Below are 22,780 nucleotides of genomic sequence, written 5' to 3' on the forward strand. Positions count from 1 at the left end.
CTATATGGTCAAAAAAGGAACCAAAAAGGATGCTTTTTACCCTTAAGAAATACATTGGAGGGATGATGCTTCCCCTTCCGCTGCTGCTCATCATCATCGCGCTGGGGCTGGCGCTGGTGTGGTTCAGTCGCTTTCAGAAGAGTGGCAAAACGCTTATCACGCTCGGCTGGCTGGTCTTGCTGCTGTTGAGCCTGCAACCGGTCGCGGATGGCCTGTTACGCCCCATCGAAAACAGGTACCCAACATGGCAGGGAAATCAGAAAGTGTCGTACATCGTGGTGCTGGGCGGTGGATATACCTGGGATCCTGACTGGGCCCCGAGCTCAAACCTGATCAACAACAGCCTGCCACGGCTGAACGAAGGTATTCGCCTGTGGCTGGCGAATCCGGGATCAAAAATGATTTTCACCGGCGCGGCGGCCAAAACGAACCCGGTGAGTACGGCTGAAGCGGGCGCCAGGGTCGCGGAATCTCTCGGCGTGCCGCGTTCCTCAATCATCACGCTGGACAGCCCGAAAGACACCGAAGAAGAGGCTGCTGCAGTGAAGCAGACGATTGGCGATGCCCCGTTCTTGCTTGTGACTTCCGCCTCGCACCTGCCGCGCGCGATAATTTTCTTTGAGAAGCAAGGCCTGCACCCGCTTCCCGCACCCGCAAACCAGATGGCCATCGACGCACCGCTCAACCCGTGGGAACGGGCGATCCCCTCCCCGGTATGGCTGATGCATAGCGACCGCGTCGGCTACGAGACGCTCGGACGCCTCTGGCAGTGGCTGAAAGGATCCTCAGGCGAGCCAGGGCAAGAGTGATTTTGTTGCCAGATCGAAGTTTGCGCGATTGAATCGTCCGGTGTTCACCAGCTGCGCGACTTCGTCCCAGAGCAGGTAGAGCCAGCGTCGCCAGAGAAACGCTTCCGCAACGGGGGCGCGTTGAAGGTAATGCCACAGTAAGCCTTCCGCCGCCCCGCTGTCGCTGAGCCTGAACAGCTCATATTCGCGCGGTGCCCAGAGCATGATGCCCGGCCCCACCATTGCCAGAAGCTGATCGCTGCGGCCGTCTTTAAGCATGCTGCGCAGGGTAAAATTGCCGTGGATCAGCACGCAGTTGTCATTAAAACCTTCGAACAAGGCCGGTAAGCACTCCCGGGTGCGAAACAGGATACGTTTGTCCTGCATGGTTAAACCGGTATTGTTGAATTGGTTAAGCGTACCCCACAGCACCTCAACCCGCTGGCGGTACCACAGCGGCCAGAGGTTTTCTTGGGTGCTGTCAACCGGTCCGACAAGTCCACGGCTATCCTGACGGTGCCAGGCCAGCAGCGCCTCGACAATCTGGTCTTTCAGCTGCTCCCAGCGTTCCGGCGTTCGCGCGGGCGCTTCAACGGGCACACCGCGTAAACGTTCAATCAGCAGTACGTCCGGGCCGGGGTGTTCCTCATGGGTCATCACGCCATACACCGTCGGCATACGCACGGTTCCCTCCCGCGCCAGCATCGACATTTTCCATGCAAGCTGCCTGGCAACGCCGGGTGACGTGAAACTTCTTGCCATTAGCGGCATCGGGTTACCCTGACTGTCGTAAAGCGACCAGAGCGCGGTATCGGCTTTTTCACTCACGCATTCGACCCGGCTTAACTTTTCACCCAGCAGATGGCTAAGTTCGGCACGCAGCTGTTCCATATGAGATTACCCCCATTAAGACTACTGCTTTTATAATGAGCGTCCTTAATGAAGATGTCACCCGGAAGAGATCAATCAGGAAAAAGAAAGTGAAAAATAAAGCGGAGAGTGCATCCCTCCCTGCGGAGAGATGCCGGTAAGATTAACGCAATTCGGCGCGAACGCGCTCAAGATCTTCAGGGGTGTCTACGCCCGTGCCGGGTACTTCCTCAGCAACAGCAACGTGAATTTTCTCGCCGTACCAGAGCACGCGAAGCTGCTCCAGCATTTCGATATGCTCCAGCGGGCTCGGCGCCCAGGCCACATAGCGGCGAATAAAGCCGGCGCGATAGCCGTAGATCCCAATATGACGCAGGAAGGTATCACCGATGGTCTCTTTAGAGAGCGCAAAGCGATCGCGATCCCACGGGATCGTGGCGCGGGAGAAATAGAGCGCATAGCCTTCCGCATCCATGACGACCTTCACCGCATTCGGGTTGAAAGCTTCTTCTGCATGATGAATGGGTACCGCCAGCGTCGCCATTCCGACCTGACGCTGCGCCAGGTTTTCGGCCACCTGACGGATAATGACCGCGGGGATCATCGGCTCGTCACCCTGCACGTTTACGATGACCGTATCATCACTGAAACCGCATTTCTCAACCACTTCCGCCAGACGTTCGGTGCCGGACTGGTGATCGGCGCGAGTCATGCACACCTCTCCGCCTGCGGCCTCAACCGCACGAGCGACATCCGGATGGTCGGTGGCAACAATCACGCGGTCAGCACCCGATTCACGAGCGCGCTCAAGGACATGCACAATCATCGGCTTGCCGTTAATATCCACCAGCGGTTTACCCGGCAGACGCGTTGAGGCATAACGCGCAGGAATAATGACGACAAAACTCATGGCTTGCTCTCTTCTGCCACCAGGGAACGGGCTTCATTTTCCAGCAATACCGGAATACCGTCACGCAGCGGGAAAGCCAGACTGTCCAGCTTGCAAATGAGCTCTTGTTTGTCCTGGCTGTAGTAAAGTTTGCCGTTGCATACCGGGCAGGCAATAATTTCAAGTAAACGGTGATCCATAGTTCCTCCGTATGGGTAATCGCTAAAGCTTAACACATTCCTTTTTCAGGGCGTGCCTGTTTCCCAGCCACTTCGACAGGATGTAAACAATCCATCAGGTACCCGGCCCAGCGTCACGTCGTCGGCACCCTGCCAGCGCGCGAATTCGCTAATGGCGGACGTTAATCCTTTTTCCAGGCTCGCCGTCACCCTGACGCCCTCTTGCAGATAAAGCGCAATGATTTCAAGCGTGCCGGTCTTGCGGTGCATTTTGGCATCCATGCGCCCGACCAGCTGTCCCTTATGCAGCAGCGGTAAAACAAAGTAACCATACTGGCGCTTTGGGGCCGGGGTATAACATTCCAGCCGGTAGCTGAAATCAAAGAGCTGCTCGGCGCGTTTTCTGTCCCAGACGACCGGGTCGAAAGGCGACAATACCGCGCTGTGGGTCGCCTGAAGTTTCCCCTCCAGGGCCTGCGGCAATAGCGGAAGGAGATCCGCATGCAGCCACATTTCGCCCAGCGTTTCCACGGTAACGGGAATAACGCGCTGCTCGTGTTGCCACATGTCCAGCAGCGGTTTCAGCACGGGCTGGCGCAGGCGATAATAATCTGCCAGCCACTGCGTGCGAAAAATCCCCAGACTACGGGCGCTGTTCTCCAGCATAATGGCCTCGGCCGCCTCCTGGGTAAGCATGTCGCGCTCGTCGTCCCAGTGCGGCATCACGCGATGCGTCAGATCGTAGACGCGCTGAAAGTTACGCCGCTCAATCACCATGACTTTCCCAGAGGTAAATAACCCTTCGAGATGACGTTTGTGAGGCTTCCACTCCCACCAGCCGCTTGTCCCCTTGCGCGGGTGTTCAAAATCGGCGGAGCGTACAGGACCGTTTTCCTGAATATGCGCGATGAGCTGCTCTATTTCAGCCGCATGTTCCAGCATCCAGGCCTGTCTGTATTTCCAGCCCATCTTTTCCGGCGCAAGCATGCGGTGACGCACCAGGGCAAAATCGCTGCGGGGCAGGAAGCAGGCTTCATGCGCCCAATACTCCATCAACTCCCCTTTGCTGAGCGCCTCATCCAGCCACTGGGAAGGATAACTCCCCAGGCGGCTGAACAGCACCAGGTAAGGGCTACGAGCCACAATATTAATGGTGTCGATCTGGAGTAGCGACATGCGCTGTACGGTAGAGAGAATATCGGCAGGCTGCGCGCGGCGGCGGGGCTTTTTGAGCAGCCCCTGCGCGGCCAGGTGGAGATTACGTGCGGCTGAAAGCGAGAGTTGCGGTAGAGACATGCGTTTTCCTGTCAGTCAAAGCGTCACCAGAACCGCGTAAGCCTTTAGTGCACCAACGCAATCAGTTCCTTGAGCAAATGTTCCGGCTGCTCACCGCTGAGTTCGGCGTCAACCGGCAGATACCACCAGTTATCTTTCGCAAAGGCGCGGCATTTCACCGCATCTTTTTCGGTCATGATCAGCGACTGCCCGGGTGCGGTCAGGGCGTCTACCTGCCCTTCCACCAGCGCCTGATGGTCGGCCAGCGGAACGCGTTTTTCCAGCCGGGCACCACACTGTTCCAGCGTCGCGAAGAAGCGCGGCGGATGACCAATGCCCGCCATCGCTACCAGTGAAGGCAACTCTGAAACCGACCGGCGTTCCCCCGTCACCAGGTTGATCGCCAGACCCGGCTGCAGGTGCATCGGGATTTCACCCGTTTTCGCCTCACCCCCGTTCACAATCACCGCATCAACGGATTTCAGACGTGAAGCGCGTTCGCGCATGGGTCCGGCAGGTAACCACCAGCCGTTACCAAAACGGCGAACGCCGTCGATGACCACAATCTCTTTATCACGCGCCAGAGCGTAATGCTGCAGACCATCGTCAGTGATGATGATTTGTACCGCGTGTTCGACAAGCAGTGCCTGTACGGCATCGCTGCGCACCGGGGAAACCGCGACCGGTACGCCGGTACGCTGGAAAATTAATACCGGTTCATCACCCGCTTCAGCCGTCGTGGTTTCCGCCGTGAGCAACAGCGGGTAATGCGCCGCTTGACCACCATATCCGCGCGATACCACACCCGGGCGTATACCGCGTTTTTGTAGCTGCTCCACCAGCCAGATCACCACCGGCGTTTTGCCGTTGCCGCCCGCCGTAAGATTTCCGACAACCACAACCGGCACCGGCGCGCGCCAGGCCCGCTTCACCCCCAGACGATAAAGCAGGCGGATGATGCCGCTCACCAGGCCGTAGAGCCAGGAGAGCGGCAAAAGCAGCAGCCACAGCGGGGATTCACCGGACCAGATGCGTGCAATCATTCGCCGAACTGCATCTTATGAAGCTGAGCGTAAACGCCGCGGTGTTCCAGCAGGTCAGCATGGCTTCCACGCTCAACAATGATACCGTCCTCAACCACGACGATTTCATCAGCCTGCTCAATAGTCGACAGACGGTGCGCAATCACCAGCGAGGTACGGTTCTTTTGCAGCTCATCCAGCGCGGACTGAATCGCGCGTTCAGATTCCGTATCCAGCGCAGAGGTCGCTTCGTCCAGGATCAGGATCGGGCTGTCGCGCAGCAGCGCACGGGCAATAGCGATACGCTGACGCTGCCCACCGGAGAGCAGTACGCCGTTCTCACCGATGATGGTATCCAGACCGTTATCCATCTTGTTGATAAAGTCCATCGCGTAAGCCATACGCGCGGCGTTCTCAATCTGCTCGCGGCTGTACTCTTCAGTACGCGCATAGGCAATATTGTTTGCCACGGTATCGTTGAACAGGTGCACGTTCTGAGAGACCAGCGCTACCTGATTACGCAGCGACTGCAGGGTATACTCCCGCAGGTCGTGGCCGTCTAACAGAATTTCACCTTCGTCAATGTCGTAGAAACGGGTGATCAGACTGGCAATGGTCGATTTACCCGAACCAGAACGGCCTACCAGCGCAACGGTTTTCCCCGCCGGAATGGTCAGGTTGATATTGCGCAGAGCCGCTGTTTCGCGGCCAGGATAGGTAAAGGTCACATTGCGGAACTCAACGTCGCCGTTCGCGCGCTCAATGACGCGTTTGCCTTCATCTTTTTCCTGCTCGGAATCCAGAATGCTAAACAGGGTCTGGCAGGCGGCCATCCCACGCTGGAACTGGGCATTCACGTTCGTCAGTGACTTCAGCGGACGCATCAGGGCAATCATTGAGGAGAAGACCACGGTAATGGTACCCGCCGTCAGCGTCTCCATGACGCTCGGGAAGCTTGCTGCATACAGGACGAACGCCAGTGCCAGCGAGGCAATCAGCTGAATAATCGGGTCAGAGATGGAAGAGGCCGAGACCATTTTCATCCCCTGCAGACGCATTTTGTTGCTGACTTTATCAAAGCGTTTGGTTTCGACGTCCTGACCACCAAAAATCAGCACTTCTTTATGCCCTTTCAGCATCTGCTCTGCGCTGGTGGTCACCTGCCCCATCGTGTTCTGCATATTCTTACTGATATTGCGGAAGCGCTTTGACACGACGCGGATAGCAATGGAAACCACCGGTGCCAGAACGATAAGGATAAGCGACAGCTGCCAGCTGTAGTAGAACATCATCACGAACAGGCCGATGATCGACGCGCCCTCGCGCACAACGGTAATCAGCGCGCTGGAAGAGGAAGAAGCAACCTGCTCGGAGTCGTAGGTAATACGCGACAGCAGCGTCCCGGTTGACTGCTTGTCAAAGAACGCAACCGGCATGCCCATCATGTGACTGAACAGTCGACGGCGCATGGTCATCACCACTTTCCCGGATACCCAGGAAATGCAGTAGCTTGAGATATAGCTGGTGATACCGCGTAAGATCATCAGTCCGATAACCACCAGAGGCATCCATAGCAGCACTGAGCGATCCGTTTTACCAAAACCGTCATCCAGTAACGGTTTAAGAAGCGATAGCATAAAAGTATCGCTGGCTGCGTTGAGGATTAACGCTACACCCGCCACGATCAAGCCTGCTTTAAAAGGGGCAATCATCGGCCAGAGTCGGCGGAACGTTTGCCACGTGGAGAGATCTTTGTCGTTATGCATTCAAAAAACCAGCATTGTTGAAATAGCCGCATATTCTACCCGTTATCGACGGGCGCGCCAAACCACTGATGATACCAACGTGGTAAAATTTGCTCTCGCAAGCGCCGGATTTGCCAGTGATGTTGCGAGAATGTCACCGATATTTGTCCTGAATGAGGGGTATCGTGCCAAATATACCCCTCTTTTCGATAGCGTCGGACAACTTTTGCTGACGGGAAATGCCATGCGTTATAGCGGGCCGCGGAATCCAGGGCGATCTGTCCTCCCACCCGCTGTACCAGCGGCAGTGAGGACGAGGTATTGCTGCCATGATGGGGCACCTGTATCAACGTGGACGTCATATAGCGCCAGTAATGGCTAAGCATAGCCTGTTCCGCTTGCGCTTCAATATCTCCTGTTAACAGAACACTTTGCTCCCCGTCGTCCACCTTTACCACGCAGGAACGGTTATTCCCCTGGGCCGGGTAATTTTCAGGGGGCCAGTGGACGGTGAAGGTTAACCCCTGCCATTCCCATTTCTGCCCACGAAAACAGGGACGGTGTCCCGTCCTGCGCAACGGGCTTCTTATCCATATATCCGGCCATGCTTTTTGCAACGAAATGAGGCCTCCTGCATGGTCGAGGTGTTCATGACTGAGAATCACCCCGTCTGGCCGCAGGTGATGCCAGCGAAGCCAGGGAATAATTAACCGCTGCGCGCTGTCTCCGTCCGGCCAGGCGAGCCCGGTATCATAAAGAATGGCTTTTCCCTGCCTTTCAATGACCATGGCCAACCCCTGCCCCACGTCCAGCATATGCAGCGTCCAGCTCTCGCTTTTTGCCGCTCGCCAGAGGGGAAATGTCAGTAAGACACTGCCTGCAAGACAAACGGCAGGAACGGTTTTCCAGGCACGAAAACGCCAGGCAATGATGATCAACCACGGCAGTAATGCCATGGTTTGCCAGCGTTGATCGACATCCTGCCAGCCATCAGGCAGGCGCATCAGTAGCCAGAAGAGTCCCGCAAGAGACTTATCGGCAGCAAACCAGATGGCACTTTCAACCGCTGCCAGCGGTAGCAGATGGAGCAGCATACCGAGCAGGATCAGCGGGACAGAGACAAACGTTACCAGGGGCACGGCAAAGAGATTCGCGACCAGGGATGAGAGGCTGAAGCCATGGAAAATCAGAACCTGTAGCGGCATGAGCAGAAGCAACATGCCAACCTGCAGATAAATCAGGTTCACTAGCGGCCGTATACGTCTTATCCGCTGCCAGTCAGGAAGCGGCAGCCACTGAAACCAGAAAATCAGCGCGGCGACGGCAAAGGCTGACAAAGCCAGACTCTGCGAAAGTACGGCTAACGGATCGTTTAACAGTATCGCCGCGATACAGCACCCCCATACCTGCCAGGGCGACCATTGACGGCCAGCGATCCGCAACATAGCAAGCACAGCAAGTGCGATGACCGTCCGCAGCGCAGGCGGTTGCAGGCCGGTAAGCCAGGCGTAGAAAGCAGCAAAGATTAACCCGGCAAGGAGAGGCATTTGCCAGTGGACCCGATTGCTGGGTAATAAAAACTGGAGTCCACGTGCAAGTAACCAGACGAGAGAGGCTGCCAGCGCGATATGCAGACCCGAAATCGCCATCAAATGCAGCGTGCCGGTTTCCCGCATCAGATCTTTTATTTCCCGCGGTACATCCAGGCGTTCCCCCATCCCAAGGCCCAGGATAACCGCTCCCCATGGATAAGCAGAAAGTCGGTTTTGCAGCGACAGCAGATATTGCGCTCGCAGGCTGCAGCGCCCGTCGACGAGTTCCGCACGGGTGAAGCGCCCGCTCAATGTTTGATGTCGGGCAAAAGCGCTGCGCTGAGCATCATAACCGCCATCGTTCAGTTCGCCGTGTGCAGGCCTGAGCCTGAGCGTCATGGTCCAGCGCTGACCGGCACAGGCTTTCTGCGGCAGATAATTGCCATACAGCGTTACGCCGGTGGAGGCCCACCAGCGCTTGCCATCGACGCTGCGAATGTTTCCCTGATGCAGAGTGGTGCCGTTGGTCGCGGTGAGCTCTACCTCAGCCTGCACGGCCCCCGTTGTTAAATGCTGCATCGGCCAGACGCTCTCTTGCGCGGCCAGAATGCCCCACGCACAAAATAACAGCGTGATACCAGCATACTTCACTCGACGGTTTTGCCATGCAGCAAGCACTATCCCGCCAGCCACCATGACCCACACGGCGTAAGGTGACGGCAATTCAGGTAACCAGAGTAACGGAACTATCGCCAGCATGGCGCAGACACTAAGCGCGGGAATCCCCATTGCTACCTCCCTGTTTCAGGGTGGCAGTATGCAAGCAGGTTGAGCGGGTCGTCAGGTGTGAAGGATGCGATTTACAGCAAGCGCAGCAAGGTATTTTACGGGTTGCAGAAAACGAAACGGAAAATGCGGGGCACCTTCAGAAAGAAAGCGACGGGTACAAAAAAAGCACCCGCAGGTGCTTTCTTTCGAACCCAGTTTAACCGGCTGGCTAAACTCAGTTGCCGTAAATATTGGCGCGATCGCGCAGTTCTTTACCCGGCTTAAAGTGTGGAACGTACTTACCTTCCAGCTCGACTTTATCGCCAGTTTTCGGGTTACGCCCGGTACGTGGAGCACGATAGTGCAGAGAAAAACTACCGAAACCGCGGATTTCAATGCGCTCGCCCTGGGCAAGAGTGGAGGCCATATGCTCCAGCATCTCTTTTACGGCATCTTCCACTGCTTTGGCAGGGATATGCGGTTGCTGACTGGCAAGTCTTTCAATCAATTCTGACTTGGTCATGATTCCTCCGGTTCCTTTCAAACCAATTAGCTGAACAGCTCATTAAACAAGGGCGGCCGTAGCCGCCCTTTGTTATTGATTACAGGACGAATCCTGTAATCTGTCAAGTTTGCTCCTCATCCTTCACGCTGTAAATGCATTACAGCGCACATGATGCTGAGAACCTGATATTACTCGCCTTTAGCTGCTTTGAAAGCTTCAGCCATTGCGTTGTTAGAGAAGTTTGCATCTTCCTGTTTGTTAACAGTTGCGATTGCATCTTTCTCATCAGCTTCGTCTTTAGCACGAACAGACAGGCTGATTGCACGGTTCTTACGGTCAACACCGGTGAACTTAGCTTCAACGTCGTCGCCTACGTTCAGAACCAGAGTGGCATCTTCAACGCGGTCACGGGAAGCTTCAGAAGCGCGCAGGTAACCTTCAACGCCGTCAGCCAGTTCTACGGTTGCGCCTTTAGCGTCAACTGCAGTCACTTTACCGTTTACGATTGCGCCTTTCTTGTTCAGTGCAACCCAGTTGTTGAACGGATCTTCTGCGAGCTGTTTAACGCCCAGGGAGATACGCTCACGCTCTGCGTCAACCTGCAGAACAACTGCAGCGATTTCGTCGCCTTTTTTGTATTCACGAACTGCTTCTTCGCCTGCAACGTTCCAGGAGATGTCAGACAGGTGAACCAGGCCATCGATGCCGCCGTCCAGGCCGATGAAGATACCGAAGTCAGTGATAGACTTGATTTTACCTTCAACACGGTCACCCTTGTTGTGGGTTTCCGCGAACTGCTGCCATGGGTTGTTTTTGCACTGCTTCAGGCCCAGGGAGATACGACGACGTTCTTCGTCGATATCCAGAACCATCACTTCCACTACATCACCAACGTTAACAACTTTGGATGGGTGGATGTTTTTGTTGGTCCAGTCCATTTCGGAAACGTGCACCAGACCTTCAACGCCTTCTTCGATTTCAACGAAGCAGCCGTAGTCAGTCAGGTTGGTTACGCGACCAGTCAGTTTAGTACCTTCTGGGTAACGCTTAGCGATAGCTACCCATGGATCTTCGCCCAGCTGTTTCAGGCCGAGGGATACACGAGTACGCTCGCGGTCGAACTTCAGCACTTTAACAGTGATTTCGTCGCCCACGTTCACGATTTCGCTTGGGTGCTTAACGCGTTTCCACGCCATGTCGGTGATGTGCAGCAGGCCATCAACGCCGCCCAGGTCAACGAATGCGCCGTAGTCAGTGAGGTTCTTAACGATACCTTTGACTTCCATGCCTTCCTGCAGGTTTTCCAGCAGCTGATCGCGTTCTGCGCTGTTTTCGGATTCGATAACGGCACGACGGGAAACAACAACGTTGTTACGCTTCTGGTCCAGCTTGATTACTTTGAACTCAAGCTCTTTGCCTTCCAGGTGCAGAGTGTCACGAACTGGACGAACGTCTACCAGAGAACCTGGCAGGAACGCACGAATACCATTCAGCTCAACAGTGAAGCCACCTTTAACTTTGCCGTTGATAACACCGACCACAGTTTCAGCTTCTTCGTAAGCTTTTTCCAGCGTGATCCATGCTTCGTGACGTTTCGCTTTCTCACGAGAAAGCAGGGTTTCACCGAAGCCGTCTTCTACTGCGTCCAGAGCAACGTCAACTTCGTCGCCAACCTGGATTTCCAGCTCGCCCTGGGCGTTTTTGAACTGCTCTGCCGGAATGGCGGACTCAGATTTCAGACCGGCGTCAACCAGTACTACGTCTTTGTCGATAGCAACAACAACACCGCGAACGATGGAACCCGGGCGGGTTTCGATTTCTTTTAAGGATTCTTCAAACAGTTGAGCAAAAGATTCAGTCATGTTTAATCTTCAGGTTAATATTAACGTCCACCTGGCTCCGTGCCGGATGGGGTTGTTTCACATACCCGCCGTCAATCCTTTGCAGCGGGGGTACTGCTAAATCGGTCGCGATTACGCGAGTGCCAGTTTTTGGCGCGCATATTGTAGCGCTTTTTCAATCACTTGCTCAATAGTTAAACTGGTTGAATCCAGAACTAATGCATCTTCTGCTGGAACAAGTGGGGCGACGGCGCGGTTACGATCGCGGTCATCGCGCTCTTTTATCTCGGATAAAAGGCGATCAAAGTTAACACTAAACCCCTTTTCCTGCAACTGAAGCATGCGGCGTTGAGCACGTTCTTCCGAAGAGGCGTCAAGGAAAATTTTCACAGGTGCATCAGGGAATACCACGGTTCCCATATCGCGTCCGTCCGCGATCAAGCCCGGTGCTTCACGAAACGCGCGCTGACGACGTAACAGCGCCTCACGAACGCGCGGGAAGGCTGCTACCTGGGAGGCCGCATTCGCCACTTCCTGAGTACGGATTTCCCCGCTCACGTCTTCCCCTTCAAGGATGACTTCCAGGTTGCCATTGGTCGATACGAAACGCACATCAAGATGCGCAGCCAGCGGAACCAGCGCTTCTTCAGACGCCACGTCCACATGATGATGCAGCGCAGCCAGGGCCAGCACGCGATAGATTGCTCCCGAATCTAAAAGATGCCATTGCAATGCTTCCGCCATCGCTTTGCACAGAGTCCCTTTCCCTGCGCCACTCGGCCCATCAATGGTGATTACCGGGGCAATTGCCGTCATCTTTTTCTCCTTAAATAAGGCATACCGTTTACATGAACGCCGCGCATTATACGCGTCAACGTGCGCAACTGTTACCTTTGCGTGCAAATTACGGATTGATTGAAGCAGAGTGTAGAAGAAATGAACGGATGTGTTCGTCAGGAAGCGTAAGGAAATGCCGCATCGGGTGATGCGGCAGGCGTTATCAGGCCAGCGTGCTAATGCGTGCCAGCTGTTCGAAGTAGTCCGGGAACGTTTTCGCCGTACATTTTGGATCAAGAATGGTGACAGGCGTGTCTGACAACGCCACCAGCGAGAAGCACATCGCCATACGGTGATCGTTGTAGGTTCCGATCTCGGCAACCTGCAGTTTTGCAGGAGGCGTGACGCGAATATAGTCTTCGCCCTCTTCCACCTCAGCGCCGACCTTACGCAGCTCAGTCGCCATCGCGAACAGTCGGTCGGTTTCTTTTACGCGCCAGTTGTAGATATTACGCAGCGTGGTGGTGCCTTTTGCAAACAGCGCCGCTGTGGCAATGGTCATCGCCGCATCCGGAATATGGTTCATGTCCATATCGATGGCCTTCAGCTCGCCGCGGGTACAGGAGATGAAGTCATCGCCCCAGGTCACAACCGCGCCCATTTTCTCCAGCACGTCCGCAAAACGGATATCGCCCTGCACGCTGTTGCGGCCAATACCGGTCACCTTCACGGTACCGCCTTTGATGGCGCCCGCCGCCAGGAAGTAAGAAGCCGACGAGGCGTCGCCTTCAACAAGATAGCTGCCCGGAGACTGGTACTGCTGCGCCCCACGTACCACGAAGCGCTGATAAGACTGGTTTTCCACCTCGACGCCGAAGGTTTTCATCAGGTGCAGCGTGATATCGATATACGGTTTGGAGACCAGCTCGCCTTTAATCGTAATTACCGTATCCTGCGGTGCCAGCGGCGCGGTCATCAGCAGCGCGGTCAGGAACTGACTGGAAACGCTGCCGTCAACCTCGACGTGACCGCCGGTAAAGCCCCCGCGCAGACGCAGTGGCGGATAATTTTCCTGCTCCAGATACTCAATCTGCGCGCCGCCCTGACGCAGGGCATCCACCAGATGGCCAATCGGACGCTCTTTCATGCGCGGCTCACCGGTCAGCACAATGTTGTTGCGCCCAAGACACAGAGCCGCCGCCAGCGGACGCATCGCGGTACCCGCGTTGCCCAGAAACAGCTCAAGCTCTTCACCCGTCTGCAGCGCGCCGCCGTTGCCGGTCACTTCGCAGCGGGTGCGATCGTCGGAGAGAGTGTAATGAACGCCCAACGCTTTCAGCGCATTGAGCATATGGCGCACGTCATCGCTGTCCAGCAGGTTTGTAAGGACGGTGGTGCCGTTTGCCAGTGCTGCCAGCAGCAGAGCGCGGTTCGAGACACTTTTTGAACCAGGCAGATTAATGGTGCCATCTACCCGCGCGATAGGTTGTAACGTCAGGGATTCCATGAAAACTTAACTCTCAACTCAACATAATAAAAACCCCGCAGCAGGGCTACGGGGGTGAAAACAGCGCAATTAACCGTGGCGACGTTCGAAGTCGATCATGAAATCGGTCAGAGCTTTAACGCCTTCCAGCGGCATCGCGTTATAGATGGAGGCACGCATGCCGCCCACGACACGGTGACCTTTGAGCGCGTGCAGGCCTGCCGCGAAGGACTCTTCCAGGAACACTTTATCCAGGTTGCTGTCCGCCAGCTGGAACGGCACGTTCATGCGGGAACGGTTAGCTTTCGCCACATCGTTGCGGTAGAAATCGCTCTTGTCGATCACGCCATACAGCAGTTCAGCTTTCTGCTGATTCACTTTGTCCATCTGCGCCACACCGCCGTTTTGCTTCAGCCATTTGAAGACCAGGCCGGAGAGGTACCAGGCAAACGTCGGTGGGGTGTTGAACATAGAATCGTTGTCGTTCAGCACGGTGTAATCAAGAATCGACGGGCAGGATGTATGCGCTTTACCCAGCAGATCTTCACGCACGATAACAATCGTCAGGCCTGCAGGGCCGATATTTTTCTGTGCGCCCGCGTAGATCACGCCATAACGGCTGACGTCAATTGGCGCAGACAGAATGGTGGAGGAGAAGTCAGCGGCAACCACAACATCGCTGCCGAAGTTTGGCGTCTCGTCGATGGCAATGCCGTCAATGGTTTCGTTCGGGCAGTAGTGCAGATACGCGGCGTTATCAGAAAGCTGCCACTCGCTCATTGGCTTCACGGCGCGCAGGCCGTCAACGGTCACTTTGGCGTCGATCACATTCGGCGTGCAGTATTTGTGCGCTTCTTTCACCGCACTGGCCGCCCAGTAGCCTGCGTCAACGTAGTCTGCCGTCGTTTTATCGCCCAGGATGTTCAGCGGTACGCCCGCAAACTGGCCGCGCCCGCCGCCGTGACAGAACAATACTTTGTAGTTCGAGGGAATATTCAGCAGATCGCGAAAATCTTTTTCTGCCTCTTCCGCCACCTGAATAAACTCTTTACCCCGGTGGCTGATTTCCATCACCGACGTTCCCAGACCGTTCCAGTCACAAAGTTCCTGTTGAGCCTGTTTAAGCACGTCTGCCGGTAACATTGCCGGACCTGAACTGAAATTAAAGACTTGAGCCATTTCCCCTCACCACGCTAAAAGCCATAAGTTATAACTGTGGATATCGGTTTTATCATTCAGTGACACGCGCCGCAATGTCTAAAACTTATGACCCGTGAAATGTGCCCCACGTCACACAAAACAATCTGCCGCCTCGCCAGGACAAAACCGACAAAATGGCTGTCAGGTGATGCGTTTAGCCCGGCTAACCTTCGTCCATTCCGGATTTGCACAGCGGGGGCATAATTGACGATCCCCCGGCTGCATCGCGACGACATGGCTACATCTCACGCAGGCGTACTCGCCTGACTCAGGTACGGTTCTGAAACGCTCGATCAGCATATCCGGCAGGATGCACAGTCCCGGCCTCACCTCATCGTCAGAATAGTAATAGACGCTAATCTGCCCGTTGGTTTCCATGATCGCCAGACGCACCTGCCCGAGCTGTTCCACGCTGTTGAGGCGTAGCTCCATAAAGAACTCAAACTCGGTCATATTGGCGCTCTGAACGTTTTCCCAGGCCAACTGACCGTCCTCGACGATAACGACCGGCTTCCCTTCAAGCAGATCTTCCAGCTTTTCACTTTTCGACATCAGCCACATGACAAGCCGGTAAAGCAGCGCCAGGGAGACAAAAACGATGAAGACCGGCACCATCGGCACATCATCATAGAAGGCGACATCCCCCGCCGCGGAACCCAGCGTCAGGATAATCAATACTTCAAAGAGCGACATCTGCCTTACGCCACGGCGGCCCGTGATTTTGAGAAACAGGAACACGAGGACGAAGGTATACAGGCTGCGAAGCGCGACTTCGCCTAAAAACTCTGGAGGGACTTTATCAAACGCCATCCGCTGGAGATCAAACGCTTTCATTTTTCTATGCCTTAACAGTAGGTTACTGAGTGTAAGCATAGCTCAGGCATTTATTTTCGCCGAAGATAGCACCCGTCACGCAAAACCCGTATCATTGCGCGCTTTACGTACGATAAAAGTGAACGCCATGACTCAAACGTTTATCCCCGGCAAAGACGCCGCTCTGGAAGATTCCATCGCTCGCTTCCAGCAGAAACTGACCGACCTGGGTTTTAACATCGAAGAAGCCTCCTGGCTCAATCCGGTGCCTCATGTCTGGTCCGTGCATATTCGCGATAAAGACTGTGCCCTGTGCTTTACCAATGGTAAAGGCGCGACGAAAAAAGCGGCACTGGCCTCCGCGCTGGGTGAGTATTTTGAGCGTCTGTCCACCAACTATTTCTTCGCTGACTTCTGGCTGGGCGAAACCATCGCCAACGGCCCGTTCGTTCACTATCCGAACGAAAAATGGTTCCCACTGACGGAAGACGACGAACTGCCGGAAGGTATTCTCGACGCGCGTCTGCGTGCTTTCTACGATCCGGAAAACGAACTGACCGCCAGCATGCTGATCGATCTGCAGTCCGGAAACGACGATCGCGGTATTTGCGCCCTGCCCTTTACCCGTCAGTCTGACGAGCAGACCGTCTATATCCCGATGAACATCGTCGGCAACCTGTATGTGTCTAACGGCATGTCCGCCGGTAACACCCGCAATGAAGCGCGCGTGCAGGGTCTGTCTGAAGTCTTCGAGCGTCACATCAAAAACCGCATTATTGCCGAATCCATCAGCCTGCCTGAAATTCCGGCAGACGTGCTGGCGCGCTACCCGGGCGTGGTGGAATCCATCGCCAAACTGGAAGCAGAAGGTTTCCCTATCTTCGCGTATGACGGCTCGCTGGGCGGCAAGTATCCGGTGATCTGCGTTGTGCTGTTTAACCCGACCAACGGTACCTGCTTCGCCTCCTTCGGCGCGCACCCGGACTTCGGCGTGGCGCTGGAGCGTACCGTCACTGAGCTGCTGCAGGGCCGTAGCCTGAAAGATCTCGACGTGTTTACGCCGCCAACGTTTGACGATGAAGAAGTGGCCGAGCATACCAACCTCGAAACCCACTTCATCGATTCCAGCGGCTTAATTTCCTGGGATATGTTCAAGCAGGACGCGGACTATCCGTTCGTGGACTGGAGCTTCGCCGGTACCACGGAAGAAGAGTTCGCCACGCTGATGGCGATCTTCAACGCGGAAGACCAGGAAGTGTACATTGCCGATTACGAGCACCTGGGCGTTTACGCGTGCCGCATCATCGTGCCTGGCATGTCTGACATCTACCCCGCTGAAGACCTGTGGCTGGCGAACAACAGCATGGGCGCCCATCTGCGCGAAACGCTGCTGGCTCTGCCGGGCAGCGAATGGGAGAAAGAAGATTACCTGAACCTGATCGCCCAACTGGACGAAGAAGGCCACGATGACTTCACCCGCGTACGCGAACTCCTGGGTCTGGCGACCGGTAAAGATAACGGCTGGTATACCCTGCGTATCGGTGAACTGAAAGCAATGCTGGCTCTGGCGGGTGGCGATCTGGATCAGGCCCTGGCCTGGACCGAGTGGACCATGGAGTTCAACCAGTCGGTCTTCTCTGCCGAGCGCACCAACTATTACCGTTGCCTGCAAACCCTGCTGCTGCTTGCACAGGAAGAGGATCGCGAACCGCTGCAATACCTGAATGCTTTCGTGCGTATGTACGGCGCTGAGGCCGTTGAAGCAGCCAGCGCGGCCCTGAGCGGCGAAGCGCCGTTCTATGGCCTGCAGGCTGTTGATAGCGATCTTAAAGCCTTCCCGGCGCATCAGTCACTGCTGAAGGCCTACGAAAAGCTGCAGAAAGCAAAAGCTGCTTACTGGTCAAAATAAGCGCATATAACATTACCAGCAGTAGGCGTATTCAATCGTCTGGGCTATATTACGGGGCAATTTCATTGCCCCGTTTTTTATTTTCTTCGGCAATGATTGTTGATTGTAATAATAAAGTTAAACACGGGTAAATATAATAATATTGATCTGGGCTTTACTGTTACTTTTTATGGTTAATACTCCATATTAATTAACTGATAAAGAGGTGGCTGAACGAAAAAATTCAACTCTTTTCATAACTTTTAAAATTTATTTTTATACGGATAATCAAACACTTACTCCGCATTTGCTGTAAATCCATACACACTGCGGGCCTATAAGCCAGGCGAGATATGATCTATATCAATTTCTCTTCTATAATGCTTTGTTAGTATCTCGTCGCCGACTTAATAAAGAGAGAGTTAGTGTGAAAGCTGACAACCCTTTTGATCTTTTACTCCCTGCTGCGATGGCCAAAGTTGCCGAAGAAGCAGGTGTCTATAAAGCAACGAAACACCCGATGAAGACGTTCTATCTGGCGATCACGGCTGGTGTGTTCATCTCTATCGCTTTCGTCTTCTACATCACCGCCACCACCGGTACTGCCGGAATGCCTTTCGGCATGGCCAAACTGATTGGCGGCATTTGTTTCTCACTGGGTCTGATTCTTTGCGTCATTTGCGGCGCCGACCTCTTCACCTCAACGGTGCTGATTGTCGTGGCAAAGGCCAGCGGAAGAATTACCTGGGGTCAGCTGGCACGTAACTGGCTTAATGTTTACGTGGGTAACCTGGTTGGCTGTCTGCTCTTTGTTTTGTTGATGTGGCTTTCTGGCGAGTACATGACCGCCAACGGTGGCTGGGGCCTTAACGTCCTGCAAACCGCCGACCACAAAATGCACCACACATTTATCGAAGCCGTTGCTCTCGGCATCCTCGCTAACCTGATGGTCTGCCTGGCTGTATGGATGAGCTACTCGGGTCGTAGCCTGATGGACAAAGCCTTAATTATGGTTCTGCCGGTTGCGATGTTTGTTGCCAGCGGCTTTGAGCACAGTATCGCGAATATGTTCATGATCCCAATGGGCATTGTTATCCGCGACTTTGCGAGCCCGGAGTTCTGGACCGCAGTTGGTTCATCCCCGGAAAGTTTCTCTCACCTGACTATTATGAATTTCATTACTGATAACCTGATCCCTGTCACTATCGGGAACATTATTGGTGGGGGTCTGTTAGTTGGGTTGACATACTGGGTCATTTACCTGCGTGGCGACGATCATCACTGATGGTTTTCTCAGGCAGTAAATAAAAAATCCACTTAAGAAGGTAGGTGTTACATGTCCGAGCTTAATGAAAAGTTAGCCACAGCCTGGGAAGGTTTTGCGAAAGGTGACTGGCAGAATGAAGTAAACGTACGTGACTTCATTCAGAAAAACTATACCCCGTATGAAGGTGACGAATCCTTCCTGGCTGGCGCAACTGACGCGACCACCAAGCTGTGGGACAGCGTAATGGAAGGCGTTAAACTGGAAAACCGCACTCACGCGCCAGTTGATTTTGACACCTCCGTTGCTTCCACCATCACTTCTCACGATGCTGGCTATATCAACAAAGCCCTTGAGAAAATTGTTGGTCTGCAGACTGAAGCACCACTGAAACGCGCAATCATCCCGTTCGGTGGTATTAAAATGGTTGAAGGTTCCTGCAAAGCGTATAACCGCGAGCTGGACCCAATGCTGAAAAAAATCTTCACCGAATACCGCAAAACCCACAACCAGGGCGTATTCGATGTTTACACCAAAGACATTCTGAACTGCCGTAAATCTGGCGTTCTGACTGGTCTGCCAGATGCGTATGGCCGTGGTCGTATCATCGGTGACTACCGTCGCGTTGCGCTGTACGGTATCGACTTCCTGATGAAAGACAAGTACGCGCAGTTTGTTTCCCTGCAGTCCGATCTGGAAAACGGCGTAAACCTGGAAGCGACTATCCGTCTGCGTGAAGAGATCGCTGAACAGCACCGCGCGCTGGGTCAGATCAAAGAGATGGCGGCTAAATACGGCTGCGATATCTCTGGTCCTGCTACCAACGCTCAGGAAGCTATCCAGTGGACCTACTTCGGCTACCTGGCCGCAGTTAAGTCTCAGAACGGTGCAGCGATGTCCTTCGGTCGCGTATCCACCTTCCTGGATGCTTACATCGAACGTGACCTGAAAGCAGGCAAAATCACCGAACAAGACGCTCAGGAAATGATTGACCACCTGGTCATGAAACTGCGTATGGTTCGCTTCCTGCGTACGCCTGAATACGATGAGCTGTTCTCCGGTGACCCAATCTGGGCAACTGAATCCATCGGCGGTATGGGCGTTGACGGCCGTACTCTGGTGACCAAAAACAGCTTCCGCTTCCTGAACACCCTGTACACCATGGGTCCTTCTCCGGAGCCGAACATCACCGTTCTGTGGTCTGAAAAACTGCCTCTGAACTTCAAGAAATTCGCCGCTAAAGTGTCCATCGACACCTCTTCTCTGCAGTACGAGAACGATGACCTGATGCGTCCGGACTTCAACAACGACGATTACGCTATCGCTTGCTGCGTAAGCCCAATGGTTGTTGGTAAACAAATGCAGTTCTTCGGTGCGCGTGCAAACCTGGCGAAAACCATGCTGTACGCAATCAACGGCGGCGTTGATGAAAAACTGAAAATGCAGGTTGGTCCTAAGTCTGAACCGATCAAAGGCGACGTTCTGAACTTCGACGAAGTGATGGACCGCATGGATCACTTCATGGACTGGCTGGCGAAACAGTACGTCACTGCGCTGAACGTTATCCACTACATGCACGACAAGTACAGCTACGAAGCTTCTCTGATGGCGCTGCACGACCGTGACGTTATCCGCACCATGGCGTGTGGTATCGCAGGTCTGTCCGTTGCTGCTGACTCCCTGTCTGCAATCAAATATGCGAAAGTTAAACCAATTCGTGACGAAGACGGTCTGGCTATCGACTTCGAAATCGAAGGCGAATATCCGCAGTTTGGTAACAACGATTCTCGCGTTGATGACATGGCGGTTGACCTGGTAGAACGTTTCATGAAGAAAATTCAGAAACTGACTACCTACCGTAACGCTATCCCGACTCAGTCTGTTCTGACCATCACCTCTAACGTTGTGTATGGTAAGAAAACCGGTAACACCCCAGACGGTCGTCGTGCTGGCGCGCCATTCGGCCCAGGTGCGAACCCAATGCACGGTCGTGACCAGAAAGGTGCGGTTGCCTCTCTGACTTCCGTTGCTAAACTGCCGTTTGCTTACGCGAAAGATGGTATCTCTTACACCTTCTCTATCGTGCCAAACGCGCTGGGTAAAGACGACGAAGTGCGTAAAACTAACCTCGCGGGTCTGATGGATGGTTACTTCCACCACGAAGCGTCCATCGAAGGCGGTCAGCACCTGAACGTGAACGTCATGAACCGTGAAATGCTGCTCGACGCGATGGAACACCCTGAGAAATATCCTCAGCTGACCATCCGCGTATCTGGCTACGCAGTACGTTTTAACTCCCTGACTAAAGAACAGCAGCAGGACGTTATCACCCGTACTTTCACTCAGTCCATGTAAGTGGAATTGACTGAAATCACGCGTTAACAAGCGTACAATAAAGGCTCCACGTCAGTGGGGCCTTTTTAGCACCCTCTCCACCTCAGTCTCTTTTGTCCGCTATCTATACTGAATGGATAACAGCCAAAACAGACTTAACACAGCCGGCTTTGAGCTGTGCATACACAGGCCCGGGACGGGCCGATGATGGAGATATCACCGCAATGTCAACTATTGGTCGTATTCACTCCTTTGAATCCTGTGGCACCGTCGATGGCCCGGGTATCCGCTTTATCACCTTTTTCCAGGGCTGCCTGATGCGCTGCCTGTACTGCCATAACCGCGACACCTGGGACACGCACGGCGGTAAAGAAGTCACCGTCGACGATCTAATGAAAGAGGTAGTGACCTATCGCCACTTTATGAACGCCTCCGGTGGCGGTGTGACCGCATCCGGCGGTGAAGCCATTCTTCAGGCTGAATTTGTCCGCGACTGGTTCCGCGCCTGCCACAAAGAAGGCATTCATACCTGCCTGGATACCAATGGCTTTGTACGTCGCTACGATCCGGTAATTGATGAACTGCTCGAAGTGACCGATCTGGTGATGCTCGATCTCAAACAGATGAACGATGAGATCCACCAGAACCTGGTGGGCGTCTCCAACCACCGCACGCTGGAGTTTGCCAAATACATTGCCGATAAAGGCATCAAAACCTGGATCCGCTACGTGGTGGTACCAGGCTGGTCAGATGACGATGACTCCGCGCACCGCCTGGGGGAATTCACCCGCGACATGGGCAACGTCGAGAAAATCGAGCTTCTACCCTATCACGAGCTGGGTAAACATAAATGGGTGGCCATGGGTGAAGAGTACAAGCTCGATGGCGTGAAGCCGCCGAAAAAAGAGACGATGGAACGCGTCAAAGGTATTCTTGAACAGTACGGTCACAAGGTGATGTATTAAAGAAAAGGCCCGGTAAAAACCGGGCCTTTTTATATTCTATTTAAAGACGCCGTTAATAACAGACGTCACAATGGCAGTACTCAGCGCAATTAAGACCAGGTCGTCACCCACTACGCGCCATTCATAACCGGGATAGGAAGGAAGCTGGTCCAGCATTGAGGCCGGCACGGCCTTCTTCGCAATACCCGGAGGCAGTGGTTTACCGCGCGCCAGGTTTTTTGCGATCCCCGGAGGCAGAGACTTATAGCCCGTTAAGCCGTAATTCACGGCCAGATGGCGGGCATGATCGAAGCTCACGCGAGCATCAACGTCATTACCGACATCTTTGCTGTTTTTGAAGTTCTTATCCGATTTACCAGGGTTATCCTGACCGTTATTTTGTTTATTACCATGGTTACCGGCGTTACCAGAATTCCCGTTACCATGATTGCCGCTGTTACCCTGTCCGCCTCCGTTTCCGTGACCATTGCCATTCCCGTTGCCAGGATTAGCCATGACCGGAGCCGTTGCAAACGTTAAAGACAACACTACGGCCAGTGCGGTAGTGGAAAAACGACGAATAGACATGATTGCTGCCTTATTGTGGTAGGACTCACCTGAATTATCGTCCGGCGCAATAAACAAACAATAAGTAAAACT

19 protein-coding genes are annotated in these 22,780 nt (G+C 54.2%); 5 read left to right on the forward strand and 14 right to left on the reverse strand.

Annotated elements, in window-relative coordinates:
- Positions 1-29 precede the first annotated feature (29 nt).
- Positions 30-809 (forward strand): envelope biogenesis factor ElyC, encoded by a 780-nt coding sequence (gene elyC / locus ACMGGE_RS09380; protein WP_420293687.1) that lies wholly within the window; start codon positions 30-32, stop codon positions 807-809.
- Here the strand turns inward: elyC and ACMGGE_RS09385 are convergent.
- The 13 genes from ACMGGE_RS09385 to ACMGGE_RS09445 all read right to left on the reverse strand — a co-directional run bounded on the left by ACMGGE_RS09385 (position 786) and on the right by ACMGGE_RS09445 (position 15,711).
- The gene (locus tag ACMGGE_RS09385; RefSeq protein WP_420293688.1) at positions 786-1,679 is read right to left on the reverse strand and encodes a YcbJ family phosphotransferase; all 894 of its coding nucleotides are present in this window, start codon (positions 1,677-1,679) and stop codon (positions 786-788) included. The genes elyC and ACMGGE_RS09385 overlap by 24 nt on opposite strands.
- A gap of 142 nt (positions 1,680-1,821) precedes the next feature.
- A complete protein-coding gene (kdsB, locus tag ACMGGE_RS09390) occupies positions 1,822-2,568 on the reverse strand; it encodes a 3-deoxy-manno-octulosonate cytidylyltransferase (protein WP_008499959.1) in 747 nt (248 codons plus the stop codon).
- Positions 2,565-2,747 (reverse strand): protein YcaR, encoded by a 183-nt coding sequence (gene ycaR, locus ACMGGE_RS09395; protein ID WP_006174474.1) that lies wholly within the window; start codon positions 2,745-2,747, stop codon positions 2,565-2,567. The genes kdsB and ycaR overlap by 4 nt, the downstream gene beginning before the upstream one ends.
- A 45-nt stretch (positions 2,748-2,792) precedes the next feature.
- Positions 2,793-4,022, reverse strand: a complete 1,230-nt coding sequence (locus ACMGGE_RS09400; protein WP_234081849.1) for a winged helix-turn-helix domain-containing protein — start codon at positions 4,020-4,022, stop codon at positions 2,793-2,795.
- A gap of 44 nt (positions 4,023-4,066) precedes the next feature.
- Positions 4,067-5,044: a tetraacyldisaccharide 4'-kinase gene (gene lpxK, locus ACMGGE_RS09405; protein ID WP_420293689.1), complete on the reverse strand. Its 978-nt coding sequence runs from the start codon at positions 5,042-5,044 to the stop codon at positions 4,067-4,069.
- Positions 5,041-6,789 carry a lipid A ABC transporter ATP-binding protein/permease MsbA gene (gene msbA, locus ACMGGE_RS09410; RefSeq protein WP_420293690.1) on the reverse strand — a complete coding sequence of 583 codons (1,749 nt, stop codon included), beginning with the start codon at positions 6,787-6,789 and terminating at the stop codon, positions 5,041-5,043. Before msbA ends, lpxK begins: the two co-directional genes overlap by 4 nt.
- Before the next feature lie 35 nt (positions 6,790-6,824).
- On the reverse strand, positions 6,825-9,089 hold the full coding sequence (locus tag ACMGGE_RS09415) for a ComEC family protein (protein ID WP_420293691.1): 2,265 nt from the start codon (positions 9,087-9,089) through the stop codon (positions 6,825-6,827).
- 214 nt (positions 9,090-9,303) lie between these two features.
- Entirely contained in the window at positions 9,304-9,591 is a 288-nt protein-coding gene (gene ihfB / locus ACMGGE_RS09420) for an integration host factor subunit beta (RefSeq protein ID WP_008499965.1), read from the reverse strand.
- A gap of 170 nt (positions 9,592-9,761) precedes the next feature.
- Positions 9,762-11,435, reverse strand: coding sequence for a 30S ribosomal protein S1 (gene rpsA, locus ACMGGE_RS09425; protein ID WP_008499966.1), 1,674 nt, complete (start codon positions 11,433-11,435; stop codon positions 9,762-9,764).
- A gap of 111 nt (positions 11,436-11,546) precedes the next feature.
- Complete coding sequence (gene cmk / locus ACMGGE_RS09430; protein WP_008499967.1) at positions 11,547-12,230, reverse strand: (d)CMP kinase; 684 nt, start codon at positions 12,228-12,230, stop codon at positions 11,547-11,549.
- A gap of 184 nt (positions 12,231-12,414) precedes the next feature.
- On the reverse strand, positions 12,415-13,698 hold the full coding sequence (gene aroA / locus ACMGGE_RS09435; RefSeq protein ID WP_045908387.1) for a 3-phosphoshikimate 1-carboxyvinyltransferase: 1,284 nt from the start codon (positions 13,696-13,698) through the stop codon (positions 12,415-12,417).
- 69 nt (positions 13,699-13,767) lie between these two features.
- Positions 13,768-14,856 (reverse strand): 3-phosphoserine/phosphohydroxythreonine transaminase, encoded by a 1,089-nt coding sequence (gene serC / locus ACMGGE_RS09440; protein WP_045908388.1) that lies wholly within the window; start codon positions 14,854-14,856, stop codon positions 13,768-13,770.
- A gap of 162 nt (positions 14,857-15,018) precedes the next feature.
- A complete protein-coding gene (locus tag ACMGGE_RS09445) occupies positions 15,019-15,711 on the reverse strand; it encodes a DUF421 domain-containing protein (protein ID WP_045908389.1) in 693 nt (230 codons plus the stop codon).
- A gap of 127 nt (positions 15,712-15,838) precedes the next feature.
- Between ACMGGE_RS09445 and ycaO the strand changes: the two genes are divergently transcribed.
- The 4 genes from ycaO (at position 15,839) to pflA (ending at position 22,141) form a co-directional block, all read left to right on the forward strand.
- Positions 15,839-17,599 carry a 30S ribosomal protein S12 methylthiotransferase accessory factor YcaO gene (gene ycaO, locus ACMGGE_RS09450; RefSeq protein WP_045417297.1) on the forward strand — a complete coding sequence of 587 codons (1,761 nt, stop codon included), beginning with the start codon at positions 15,839-15,841 and terminating at the stop codon, positions 17,597-17,599.
- 406 nt (positions 17,600-18,005) lie between these two features.
- Positions 18,006-18,863, forward strand: coding sequence for a formate transporter FocA (focA, locus tag ACMGGE_RS09455; protein WP_008499974.1), 858 nt, complete (start codon positions 18,006-18,008; stop codon positions 18,861-18,863).
- Positions 18,864-18,914: 51 nt separating this feature from the next.
- Entirely contained in the window at positions 18,915-21,197 is a 2,283-nt protein-coding gene (gene pflB, locus ACMGGE_RS09460; protein ID WP_023310992.1) for a formate C-acetyltransferase, read from the forward strand.
- A 203-nt stretch (positions 21,198-21,400) separates the two neighbouring features.
- A complete protein-coding gene (gene pflA, locus ACMGGE_RS09465; protein ID WP_008499976.1) occupies positions 21,401-22,141 on the forward strand; it encodes a pyruvate formate lyase 1-activating protein in 741 nt (246 codons plus the stop codon).
- Between the two features lie 36 nt (positions 22,142-22,177).
- Here the strand turns inward: pflA and ACMGGE_RS09470 are convergent, their stop codons facing one another.
- Positions 22,178-22,708 (reverse strand): anti-virulence regulator CigR family protein, encoded by a 531-nt coding sequence (locus ACMGGE_RS09470; protein WP_048027194.1) that lies wholly within the window; start codon positions 22,706-22,708, stop codon positions 22,178-22,180.
- Positions 22,709-22,780 lie beyond the last annotated feature (72 nt).

Origin of the sequence: Enterobacter sp. BNK-22 (assembly GCF_048684805.1) — a bacterium.
GTDB classification, from domain to species: domain Bacteria; phylum Pseudomonadota; class Gammaproteobacteria; order Enterobacterales; family Enterobacteriaceae; genus Enterobacter; species Enterobacter quasiroggenkampii.